The 10,413-nt window shown below is 37.3% G+C and carries 9 protein-coding genes; all 9 read left to right on the top strand.

Features of this window, described 5'->3' with window-relative positions:
- The coding region (gene mobC / locus AB0M26_RS30525; RefSeq protein WP_351154068.1) for a plasmid mobilization relaxosome protein MobC at positions 1-429 on the top strand (429 nt) is incomplete at its 5' end.
- Positions 408-1,640, top strand: a complete 1,233-nt coding sequence (locus AB0M26_RS30520; protein ID WP_352177421.1) for a relaxase/mobilization nuclease domain-containing protein — start codon at positions 408-410, stop codon at positions 1,638-1,640. The genes mobC and AB0M26_RS30520, both read left to right, overlap by 22 nt.
- Positions 1,637-2,260 (top strand): mobilization protein, encoded by a 624-nt coding sequence (locus AB0M26_RS30515; protein ID WP_259760236.1) that lies wholly within the window; start codon positions 1,637-1,639, stop codon positions 2,258-2,260. Before AB0M26_RS30520 ends, AB0M26_RS30515 begins: the two co-directional genes overlap by 4 nt.
- Before the next feature lie 16 nt (positions 2,261-2,276).
- Positions 2,277-2,879, top strand: a complete 603-nt coding sequence (fic, locus tag AB0M26_RS30510; RefSeq protein WP_003131447.1) for a protein adenylyltransferase Fic — start codon at positions 2,277-2,279, stop codon at positions 2,877-2,879.
- 380 nt (positions 2,880-3,259) lie between these two features.
- The gene (locus AB0M26_RS30505) at positions 3,260-4,411 is read left to right on the top strand and encodes a RepB family plasmid replication initiator protein (RefSeq protein WP_365266077.1); all 1,152 of its coding nucleotides are present in this window, start codon (positions 3,260-3,262) and stop codon (positions 4,409-4,411) included.
- Positions 4,408-5,001, top strand: a complete 594-nt coding sequence (locus tag AB0M26_RS30500; protein ID WP_351502938.1) for a hypothetical protein — start codon at positions 4,408-4,410, stop codon at positions 4,999-5,001. The genes AB0M26_RS30505 and AB0M26_RS30500 overlap by 4 nt, the downstream gene beginning before the upstream one ends.
- 10 nt (positions 5,002-5,011) lie before the next feature.
- A complete protein-coding gene (locus AB0M26_RS30495) occupies positions 5,012-8,089 on the top strand; it encodes an HsdR family type I site-specific deoxyribonuclease (protein WP_058212877.1) in 3,078 nt (1,025 codons plus the stop codon).
- Positions 8,089-9,684, top strand: coding sequence for a type I restriction-modification system subunit M (locus AB0M26_RS30490; protein ID WP_032398726.1), 1,596 nt, complete (start codon positions 8,089-8,091; stop codon positions 9,682-9,684). The genes AB0M26_RS30495 and AB0M26_RS30490 overlap by 1 nt, the downstream gene beginning before the upstream one ends.
- On the top strand, positions 9,674-10,360 hold the full coding sequence (locus AB0M26_RS30485) for a restriction endonuclease subunit S (protein WP_365266074.1): 687 nt from the start codon (positions 9,674-9,676) through the stop codon (positions 10,358-10,360). Before AB0M26_RS30490 ends, AB0M26_RS30485 begins: the two co-directional genes overlap by 11 nt.
- Positions 10,361-10,413: the final 53 nt, after the last annotated feature.

Below are 10,413 nucleotides of genomic sequence, written 5' to 3'. Positions count from 1 at the left end.
ATCAATGACAAAGGGCGATTGAGGAATGAGCGCTGGGGCATTTTATCTTTGAGGAGGCTATTTATGGATCAGAAAGAAGTATCACAAAATCAAACAAAGTACATTCAATTTAGATTATCTGAAGAACAATACAATAAGCTGAAAATTTCAGGAGAAACATATGGACTCTCTCCGAATCTTTATGCGAAAAAATTAGCACAAAAATCTCATTTAAAAAAACCTTATCTCGAACATGACCAAGCGAAATCTTTATTATTAGAACTCTCAAAACAAGGAACCAATTTAAATCAAATCGCCAAGAAACTCAATCAATTCGATCGGATGGACAACCAAGATAAAGAGCTGATCGTGGCTTTACGCTATACATACGGAGTACTCGCTCAAGCTCAAAAGGGGTATCAAGAGTTATGGCAACAATTGCAAAAATAAGCAATGGCGCAAGTGCAGCGAGCGCCCTTAATTATGCTTTAGGGCAAGACAGACCCATGCATGAAAAAACTGAACAGTGGCTACAAGACCATCAATTGGAACGTCCTGTGGAGCTGACAAATTGTCGGGCAGTTGCCGTGGGTGGAACCAACGGGATTGATCCCTTTATCGCCAAAGAACAATTTGATGTCATTCGACAACTTCATAACCAAACCAAAGAATCCAATCAAGTCTTGCGTATTACCCAATCTTTCGCCTTAGATGAACTGAATCCGAAAGTTCAAAAAGACTGGCAAAAAGCCAATGATTTAGGCGTTGAATTAGCAGAAAATCTCTATCCTAACCATCAAAGTGCTGTGTATACGCATTTAGACGGAAAAAATCACGTCTTACACAACCACATCATTGTCAATAAGGTCAATTTAGAGACAGGCAATAAATTAAGAGAACAAAAAGGAGAAAGCGTTCAACGAGCACGAGAAATGAATGATCGACTCGCTTCTCGAGAGAACTGGCACATTTTAGAGCCACCAAATGAGCGCCAAACAGAGACAGAAAAAGAACTAATCGCCAAAAATGAGTATTCTTACATGGATGATTTGAGAGAAAGAATCAATAAATCGCTTCAAGATGTCTCTGTGAGCTCATACGAAGCGTTTAAGGAACGATTATCTGACAATGGGGTAATTCTATCAGAAAGAGGCCAAACGTTCTCATATGCCTTTTTAGACGCCAATAACAAGCAAAGACGAGCACGAGAGACCCGATTGGGTTCTGATTTTGGAAGGGAGACCATTTTACATGAGTTGGAAAACCGAGCAAGACAAAACGAATTTAGAGCTGTTGAACAACGAGAACCAGCGATTACTCCGCTTGAGCGAGACACTCAACAAAGAGAATCAGAAATTGTTAGCCTTGAACAAGCAATTGAACCAAGAAAATCAGAAGCTCTCAAGCGAGAATCAAAAATTAATCGATTTATTGACACAATCAAACAGCTTGCAGGACGAGTACCAGAACTTACTCAACGCGTTACAAGAAAATTAAAGCAAACAAAAGAGAAAATCCTCGATGATTTTGAACGTCGCTTTTCAAAAGACATGAAAAATTACGAGCAAGAACAACAGAAAAGCCTAGAAAAACAAGTGAATAGAGACGTACAGTCTGAAAAGAAACCAACAAAAGATCATGATCGGGGGATGAGTCGATGAATAAAGATGAACAACTCGTTGTTCAAGTATTAAATGCTTATAAAAATGGTAAAATTGATTTCAGTCACGTTCCAGAACTAGACCGCTTAGTCCGTCAAGAAGTTAATAAAGACTTTCGGGGCTACCAAGAAAAAATAGAAGCTGTTGCGAGTCAAAAAATGGAGTCTGCCATTCAAGAACAACTCCATCGTTTAGAGGCAGAAAACTTAAAAGCGACCATACTGAAAGACATTCAAGTTGAAAAACAAGCATTACTCGCTTTGAAAAAAGAACTGAATGAACAAAAAGAGCAGATAAAAGCAGATCGCAAACGTGAGATTGTCGAACGTTACAGTATTTTGATTGTGAATATTATCTGCCTGTTCTGTTTCTTAGTTGTCGGTATTCTCATCGGACGATGGATTTATAAAGGTATCTGGGATGGTTGGGGTTTGCATATTTTGTATGACACAGTGATGGAAATACAGCCTAAACATCCTTATGGGGCAGTCGTTCTTGGATTAGGTGGTTTTGGTTTAATCGGTGCTGGAATTTATGGCAGTTTTCGATTAATGTATACCGCTTCAACATGGTTTGATCAACGTCCAAAAATTTTCAAAAGAATCTTTCCGAAAAAATAGAGAGTGAGGGGATATTTTGGTTTTAGATAATAAATTAGGCTTAACAAATTCAGCAGAATTAGCCAAACAAGAAGAGTTATTAACGAAAAAAAGAGCCAAAGAATTGTTTGAGTCTGGCAAAATAGAGGATCTGGAAATTGGGACGTTTCAAGGCTTATCTGATATTCATCAGTTTTTATTCCAAGATATTTACGACTTTGCAGGAAAAATTCGAGAAGTGAATATTGCGAAAGGAAACTTTCAATTTGCGCCACGTATTTTTTTAGCGCAAACACTTGAATATATTGATAAATTACCTCAAGAAACATTTGATGAAATTATTGATAAGTACTCGGATATGAATGTGGCGCATCCTTTTAGGGAAGGCAATGGACGAGCCACTCGTATCTGGTTGGATTTAATTCTTAAAAATAAACTACACAAAATTGTCGATTGGAATCAAATTGATAAGGATGAATATTTAAATGCCATGATCCGTAGTACAGTCAGCACCAATGAATTAAAATATTTGATTCAAAAGGCTTTAACCGATGATTTAGGAAAAGAACAATTCTTTAAAGGAATTGATGCGAGTTATTATTACGAGGGATATTATGAAATAAAAACAGAAGATTTATAAATAACCGATACAAACAGACTGATCAAATTCTATATTGATTAGTCTGTTTGCTTACGGGATGATTTTGACTTTTGATTTTAAATTTTTGAAAAAAATAAAAAAAGGCGAAGCCTATTTTAATTTATCATATATATTTTAATCTTTTGTTCTTTTGCGTCAAAAAAAAGTGAGTGTTTTCAAGGGGTTAAAGAATAATATGTGGAGAAAAAACTGTTTATATATGGAGAAAAAACTGTTTATATATGGAGAAAAAACTGTTTATACATGGAGAATGTCTATTATCTTCTCCATGTATTATGGTATAATAAAAGCATGAAGAAACACTTTTCGTCGAGAGAATCTTCATGCGTATCTAAAAACACTCAAAGGAGCGTATTTCTATGTCTAGTATACCAAAAAATGAACAAAATCAGAAGCAGGTGCAAATCTTGAACGAATTATCAAAACGAAAAGTAGTGGAGCATAATTCTTTAATTACCAGCATTGCCAAAATGGATAAAACCCCACTCAAAATGTTTGAGTTAGCCGTATCGTGCATTGATACCGAAGAACCGCCTAAAGATCATACAGTCTATCTCTCAAAAGAAGAACTTTTTACGTTTTTTAAAGTTTCTGACAATGACAAACATAGTCGTTTCAAGCAGGCAGTTGAGAAAATGCAGAAACAAGCTTTTTTCAAAATTAAAGAAAAAAAAGAACATGGGTTTGAGTTTGAAAATATCGTCCCTATTCCCTATGTAAAGTGGACCGATTATCATGATGAAGTTACTATTCGATTTAGTCCTGAAATCATGCCTTATCTAATCAATCTTAAAAAGAATTTCACACAACATGCCTTGTCCGATATTTCAGAACTCAATAGTAAACATTCTATCATCTTGTATCGTTGGTTATCTATGAATTATAACCAATACGAGCATTATAGTTATAAGGGTGGACGGAGAGAAGAACAAGTGGAAGCCTACCGCAATCCTTCAATTTCAATCCGAGAATTACGAGAAATGACGGATATAGTCAATGAATATAAACTTTTTGCAGATTTAGAAAAATGGATATTAAAAAAACCTTTGGAAGAAATCAATGATCATACTTCTTTTACCGTGACGTATGACAAAGTCAAAAAGGGGCGCTCGATTGATTCTATCGTCTTTCATATTACGAAAAAACGTCGAGCAGACGATAACAGCTACAAGTTGGAAGATAAAGTCTACCAAGAAGATAAAGCACGTAAAGCAGAAACCGAAGACATGCTGACGGTACAAGCCCTAAAAAGTCCGTATACCAAGCTGCTTATGGAACATTTCTTATTGTCTTATCTAGACTTGACGGATACTAAAATTCTTTCAGGCTTACAAGCACACGTGTACCCTCTCTATGACGAACTGAAAGACTTACGAGGTTTGAATGGGGTCAAAGACCACTTGTCTTATGTGAGAGCCAAGCGAGAAGACTACTCAAAGAAAAATATCACTAAGTATCTCAAAAAAGCAATCGAGCAATACCTACCCACGGTTAAAAGGCAGGACTTATGATGAGTGAAAAGTTAAAGACAATCAAAGAGCTTGCGGATGAAATAGGTGTTTCAAAGCAAGCTGTATGGCAAAAAATAAAAAAAGAATCGTCAATAGATTTACGTCAATTTACGTCAAAAAAAGGAAATACCGTTTACGTTGACGTTGATGGTCAAAAAGTTATTAAGAATGCTTTTTTTAACAAAACGTCAACTAAAAAACGTCAACAAAAAGTTTTTGTTGACGACAACGTGGATAATTCAGTTGATGACAATCCAGAGGGGAATGAAGAGATTTTATTTTTAAGGAATCTAGTGTCCGAACTCCAATCAGAAAAAAAAGATCTTCATAAGCTATTAGACCAGCAACAACGTCTAGCCTTACAGGATAAAAAAGTACTAGAAGAGTATAAATCAGAAATCAATGAATTGAAAGCTCTTAAAATGCCTCAGGAGGATATGAAAGATGGCTCGTCGATAAGGGGTGAGGCGCAGGAAGAAATCAATGAATTGAAAGCTCAATTGAGGTTATCAGAAAAAGAACGAAACAAGGCAAAAGAAAAAGAGCCGGTAAAAACAGAATCTAAAAAATGGTGGAAACTATGGAAATGAGGGGGATCAAATGAGTCATTCGGAACAAATGATTGAAAACCAGTTCATACAGATCTTAAGTGAGAAAGAAAATCAGTGGACTTATCGTCCGGACTTGAAGTCGGAAGAAGCACTTTGGCAAAACTTTAGAGGCCATTTGAACCGAATAAATTTAGCAGTATTGGAAGAGCAACTATTAACGGACAAAGAATTTAAGCAAGTCAAAGTCGAGTTTTCACGTTTGACCGGAACGCCTTTTTTAGCTTCTCAATGGCTTAGAGGAGAAAACGGGGTGGCTCAAGTTTTATTAGAGCGAGAAAATGGGAAAAAAGTGACTTTAGAAGCCTTTAGAAATAAGGATATCTCAGGAGGAACTTCTTCTTATGAGGTGGTTCACCAAGTGGTCCCAGATTCCTCTAGAGTAGATCGTGGAGATGTGAGCTTGCTGATTAATGGGCTCCCAATCATTCATATTGAGCTCAAAAAAGAGTCCGCTAAAGACGGTTTTATGCAAGCTTATTATCAAATTCAGCGTTATGCAGAAGATGGATTTTTTAAAGGGATTTACGCAACCACTCAAATCATGGTGATTTCCAATAAAGTTGATACCCGATACTTTGCAAGACCTAGTGAAGATACCGCTGAAGCCTATGCTCGGATGAAGAAGTTTTTATTTAATTGGCGGACTGAAGACAATCAAACGGTTTCCGATTTGTTTGATTTTACTCGTACAGTTTTGCGGATACCCGATGCCCATGAATTGATTAGCCAATATACCATTCTCGTCGATGATCAAAAAAATCAAAAATTCCTCATGGCTTTAAGACCTTACCAAATTCATGCTATTCGTAAGATTCGTCAAAAAGCTGCACAGCATGAAGGAGGATTTATTTGGCATGCGACAGGTTCAGGAAAGACCATTACCAGTTTTGTCGCAACGAAATTATTAGCACAAAATGCGATCGGTGTCGATCGTACGGTCATGGTTGTTGATAGAACAGACTTAGATGCTCAAACGCAGGATGAGTTTACGAAGTTTGCCTCGGAATATCATACCGGACAAACGACCGGAAATTCGGTAGCCAATACTTTGATTGTTGGGATCAAAAATCAAAAACAGTTGGCTCGAAACCTCCTTTCATCAAAAAATAATAATACGATTTTAGTGACCACGATTCAAAAACTCTCTGCGGCTATGCGAAGTGCCCAACAAGAGAGTGAAGAAAAAGGCTCGAATCAATTTGAGAAGCTACGGCAAGAACATATTGTTTTTATTGTTGATGAGGCTCATCGTGCGGTTAGTGATGAGGAAATGAAGCGAATTAAGAAAATATTACCCAATTCAACCTGGTTTGGATTAACGGGGACGCCTATTTTTGAACAAAATAAAAAGCAAGAAAATGGAACCTTTGCCAGAACGACGAGCCAGCAATACGGGCCACTCCTTCACTCCTATACAACCAAAAACGCTATGGATGATGGCGCTGTTTTAGGCTTTCAAGTCGAGTATCATTCACTGATTTCAGAAGAGGATCAAGAGGTAATTGTCACCCAACTCAATAAAGGAAAGTTACCAGACGATGTCTTACAACAAGAAAAATTGTTGCCTACGGAACTTTATGAAACAGATGAACATATTCGTACCATGTTACAAAAAATCTTTAATCGGAGAAGTGTGGTCAAAAAGTTCAAGGTACAGAATGGTTTTCCTACGATGTCAGCCATTCTTACCACTCACTCGATTGCCCAAGCCAAACATATTTACCGGATTTTAAAGGAAATGAAAGATAATGGGACACTCTTGAATGGGCGACAATTTGATGAACGTCATCAACTGATTGATAAAGATTTCCCAAGAGTAGCTATTACCTTCTCAACCAATCCGGATCAATTAGAAAAAAATGAACAAGACGATGAATTAGTAGAGATCATGAAAGAGTATGCGAAACAGTTTGATGCTTCTCCTTATCAAGATGAGAAACTCTACAATCAAAATATTAATAAACGGTTGGCCCGTAAGGAAAAGCAATATCAATCGGATGGTCAGTGGCTAGATTTTGTCATTGTTGTCGATCGTTTATTGACAGGCTTTGATTCTCCAACGATTCAAACCTTATATATTGATCGAGAAATGAACTATCAAAAGCTCCTTCAAGCGTTCTCAAGAACGAATCGTATTTATACAGGAAAAGATTCTGGGTTGATTGTCTCTTTTAGAAAGCCCTTCACCATGAAAGAAAATGTGCAAAACACGTTTCGTCTATTCTCAAATGAAAATCAAAACTTTGATCAACTGATTCCAAGAGAATATGAAGAAGTCAAAAAAGAATTTATCGAATGTTCAACACTTTATAAACAAAGCGAAGCCGACCTATCGGATAAACCCAATGATCTTAAAACGATGATTGCGCAAGTGAGTGCTTATCAAAAGCTAGAAAAGAGTTATAAAGCGCTCCGAAGCTATGATCAATACGAAGAGGACTTTGAAGCATTTTCAGAAGTAGTGGAGCAGATGCCACAATATCAAGGTAAAACGGAAAATGTTAAAACAAAGATTAAAGAAATGATCGAGGATGAGGAGCATCCTGAGGAAGACTTCGAGAAGCTTTTACAAGAGATTGCTTTTTCTTCGCAGCTCAATGCGACACATAAAGACATCGTGGATAGTTTTTATATTAATCAACTTTTGAAAGCGATTCAATTAAACGAAGCAGGGGCCGTTGAAAAATTTGAAAAAGAAATCCAACAAAAGGATCCTCAAATCCAAAAGATGTATCACACCTTGAAAGATCAACTCGTCAATACTACTGAAGAGATCGATGTGGCTCAATTAAAAGAGACTTCGATTCAAAATGAAATTCAAAGACAACTTCAAAAAGAAGCCGAAGAATTTGGATTATCCTTCGACTTTTTACAGTCTGCAATGAATGAATATCAAGGCGATAAGAAAACGATCCCTTATTTAACTCATTTACTGGATTCGATGACCCTTAGTAAAGAAGAGTTTGAAGCCAAAACGGGTGAAAAATACAGAAGAAGAACAAAAGTTTTAGAAGAACGACTACAACAAAACTTTGAACAACTTCAAAAATGGAAAGAAGAATTATAATGGCGACAGGTTTAAATCAACAACTATGGGCTTCTGCGGATATCTTACGTGGGAAGATGGATGCAAGTGAGTATAAAAACTACTTACTGGGATTAATTTTCTATAAGTACTTGTCTGATGCGCAGCTGAGAGAAGTTTATGAACAAGAAAATGGCAAAACAGATACCTTCCCAGAACGTTCCACTCAGTATGCAGGCTTCATGGAATGGTACGAAGAAGACAAAGACGATTTAATCGAAAATATCCAACCCAAACAAGGCTACTTTATCCAACCCGATCAATTGTTTTATCACTACCGCCTCAAAGCTGATAACTATGAATTTAACTTGACCGACTTACAAGCAGGTTTTAATGAGTTGGAACGTCAAGGAGAAGAATTCAGTGGATTGTTTGCGGATATTGATTTAAACTCCACAAAATTAGGCTCAAATGCACAACAACGTAATGTGACGATTACTGAGGTCTTGCGTGCTTTAGATGAGATTGACTTATTTGAACACAATGGCGATGTGATTGGGGACGCTTATGAGTATTTAATTGGGATGTTTGCGGAAGGTGCGGGTAAAAAAGCAGGCGAGTTTTATACCCCACAAGCTGTTTCACGCATCATGTCAGAGATCACTTCAATCGGCCAAGAATCTCGAGCACCTTTTCATATCTATGACCCTGCGATGGGTTCAGGTTCTTTGATGCTTAATATTCGTCGCTATCTCATCAATCCAAATCAAGTGCACTATCATGGACAAGAGTTAAATACAACGACCTTTAACTTGGCACGTATGAACTTAATTCTTCATGGGGTGGATAAAGAACGCATGAACCTGAATAACGGAGATACTTTAGATGCCGATTGGCCCTCAGAAGAGCCTTATCAGTTTGATTCCGTAGTCATGAATCCACCTTATTCTGCAAAATGGTCAGCGGCAGATCAGTTTCTCTCTGACCCTCGTTTTGAGCGTTTTGGAAAATTAGCGCCTAAATCTAAAGCTGACTTTGCCTTTCTCCTTCACGGTTTTTACCATTTGAAAGAATCGGGAACAATGGGAATTGTCCTTCCGCATGGCGTGCTCTTTAGAGGAGCCGCAGAAGGAACCATTCGTCAAGCCCTTTTAGAAATGGGAGCCATTGATGCGGTCATTGGCTTGCCGGCCAATATTTTTTTTGGAACGAGTATTCCGACAACGGTTATTATTTTGAAGAAAAACCGCTCTCATCGTGATGTCTTATTTATCGATGCTTCTCAAGATTTTGAAAAACAAAAAAATAAAAATGTCCTGTTGGATGAACATATTGATAAAATTGTTTCTATCTACAAAAAACGAGAAGATATTGAAAGATATGCTCATGTTGCAAGTTTTGATGAGATCCAAGAAAATGACTTTAACTTAAATATCCCTCGTTATGTCGATACCTTTGAGGAAGAGGAACCGGTTGATTTGGTTGCAGTAAATACCAATCTCCTTAAGGTCAATGAAGAATTAGTTCAACAAGAGCAAGTGCTCTTATCGTTGATTGACGATTTTTCAGAAAGTGAAGAGAATCAAGCCTTAATTGATTCGATGCGTCTTCTTTTGAGAGGTGGGCATGATGAGTAAAAAGAGTCCACAATTAAGGTTTGAAGGTTTTACGGATGATTGGGAAGAGCGTAAGTTCTCAAATTTAGCTGAAGTAAGACGGGGCTTAACATATAAGCCATCCGATGTCCAAAAATATGGTATTAGGGTTCTTCGTTCTTCCAATATTGCAGAAGATACTTTTTTAATTAAATCGGACGATGTCTTTGTAAATAAAGAGGCAGTTAAAATTGACAAAGTGAAAAATGGGGATATTCTTATCACTTCTGCAAATGGATCTAGCCGTTTAGTTGGTAAGCATGCTTTGATTGAAGGGATTGAAAATGATACTGTTCATGGTGGATTTATGCTTGTCGCAAGGGCTGAAAAACCGGAATTTGTAAATGCTATTATGAGTTCTTCATGGTATAGTAAATTTATAAACATTTTTGTTTCTGGTGGGAATGGGGCAATTGGTAATCTAAGTAAATCAGATCTCGAAGATCAAAAGGTTTATGTTCCTAGTGAAATAGAACAAACTAAAATAGGATTATTCTTTAAGGGGCTCGACGATACTATCGCTCTTCATCAGCGTAAGTTAGATTTGTTGAAAGAGCAGAAAAAAGGATACTTACAAAAAATGTTCTCCAAAAATGGGGAAAAAGTTCCTGAATTGCGATTTGCGGGGTTTGCTGACGATTGGGAACAGCGTAAGTGACACCCTCGGTGACCAGGACGCGGGCTACGACCTGGTGATAGACCGCGAGGCGC

Origin of the sequence: Streptomyces sp. NPDC051776 (genome assembly GCF_040681345.1) — a bacterium.
Lineage (GTDB): Bacteria > Actinomycetota > Actinomycetes > Streptomycetales > Streptomycetaceae > Streptomyces.
This window is presented reverse-complemented; position numbering and strand designations above follow the sequence as displayed.